The sequence below is a fragment of the Kribbella sp. NPDC051620 genome, assembly GCF_044453825.1.
Classification (GTDB): Bacteria; Actinomycetota; Actinomycetes; order Propionibacteriales; family Kribbellaceae; genus Kribbella.
Map to the genome: position 1 here is coordinate 54,679 of NZ_JBITDB010000012.1, position 1,319 is coordinate 55,997.

A 1,319-nucleotide genomic window follows, 5' to 3' on the forward strand; every position below is an offset into this window, starting at 1 on the left:
CTTGGGCTTGCCCCCGGGTGGTGGACACCGGGTTATGCGGCTTTGGCCGCTGTGGAGTGGTGTGTGAGTTCGTACTGTATTGGGCTGGTCATGCCGAGGGCTGAGTGGCGTCGGCGTCTGTTGTAGATGTTGGCGATCCAGTGGTTGACGGCGTGTTTGGCTTGAGCGTGGGTGGTCCAGGTGTGGCGGTGGTAGAACTCGACTTTCAGGGTCGCGAAGAACGATTCGGCCATCGCGTTGTCCCAGCAGACCCCGGTGCGCCCGACTGAGCAGGCAAGGTTGTTGGCGGCGGCGAAGTCGCTGATCTGGGTCGAGGTGTATTGGGTGCCGCGGTCGGTGTGGAACACGACCTGGTCGGGCAGGTCGCCTCCGCGTTGTTCGAGAGCCATTTGGAGTGCGGCCTGGACCAGGTCGGCGCGTTGATGGTCCTCGATTGCCCAGCCCAGGGCCCGGCGAGAGCACGCGTCGCGGACGACAGCCAGGTAGAGCCATCCTTGGTGGGTGTGCAGGTAGGTGATGTCAGAGATCCAGACCCTGTTCAGCGCTCCAGTGTCGAAGACCCGATTGACCAGGTCCGGGCGCGGTGCGGCGTGATCATCGGCCACGGTGGTCACCTTGAAGGGACGCGGTGACACGCCCTGCAGGCCCAGCGCGGTCATCGCCTTGGCGACGGTCTTGCGGGTCACGACGGTGCCGGCCGCACGCAGCTCGCCGGTGATCCGCGGCGCCCCGTAGACACCATCAGAATCAGCGTGGGCCTGGGCGACCCGTCCGGCGATCTGTTCGCGGCGACGCTGACGAGGTCCGGGCCCGGTCAGCTGGCGATGCCGCCAGGCGTAGTACCCCGATCGTGAGACCTGCAGCAACGCACACATCCGGGTGACATGGAAGCCGGCCTTCTGCGACTCGATGACGTGACCGATGACCTGGTAGGCATCTACCGGTTGTTGTCGGAGGCGAAGAAGGCCGCTGCTTTTTTCAGGAAATCCCGATCCTTCCTCAACTCCGAGTTTTCCCGGCGCAGTCGCGCCAACTCAGCCCGCTCATCCAAACTCAACGCCCCTTGCTCACCACCGGACTCAGGCTCACCCGGTTCAGTACTGGCCCGCTCCACCAGCACCCAACGACTCAGCAACTGAGCTCCCAACCCCAGCTCACGGGCAACCTGAGCGATCGGCCGGCCCGACTCGATCACCAACCGAGCCGCCTCCCGCCGGTACTCCGGCGTGAACGTCCTGTGCTTTCCCATAACAACATCCTTCCCACGAGACCAACGATCTCGCCAGCGAAGATGTCCACCTATCGGGGGCAAGCCCAAC

The 1,319-nt window shown here is 64.4% G+C and carries 2 protein-coding genes; both read right to left on the reverse strand.

Annotated features, from left to right (window positions below; genetic code table 11):
• Nucleotides 1–32 precede the first annotated feature (32 nt).
• Nucleotides 33–923 carry an IS3 family transposase gene (locus tag ACIA12_RS40255; RefSeq protein WP_396372738.1) on the reverse strand — a complete coding sequence of 297 codons (891 nt, stop codon included), beginning with the start codon at nucleotides 921–923 and terminating at the stop codon, nucleotides 33–35.
• Nucleotides 924–937: 14 nt separating this feature from the next.
• Nucleotides 938–1,249: a transposase gene (locus ACIA12_RS40260; RefSeq protein WP_396372737.1), complete on the reverse strand. Its 312-nt coding sequence runs from the start codon at nucleotides 1,247–1,249 to the stop codon at nucleotides 938–940.
• Nucleotides 1,250–1,319: the final 70 nt, after the last annotated feature.

Bases quoted from the DNA above. Each gene is read 5' to 3' on its own strand.
- ACIA12_RS40260 (WP_396372737.1), bottom strand. From the start codon at position 1,249: ATGGGAAAGCACAGGACGTTCACGCCGGAGTACCGGCGGGAGGCGGCT.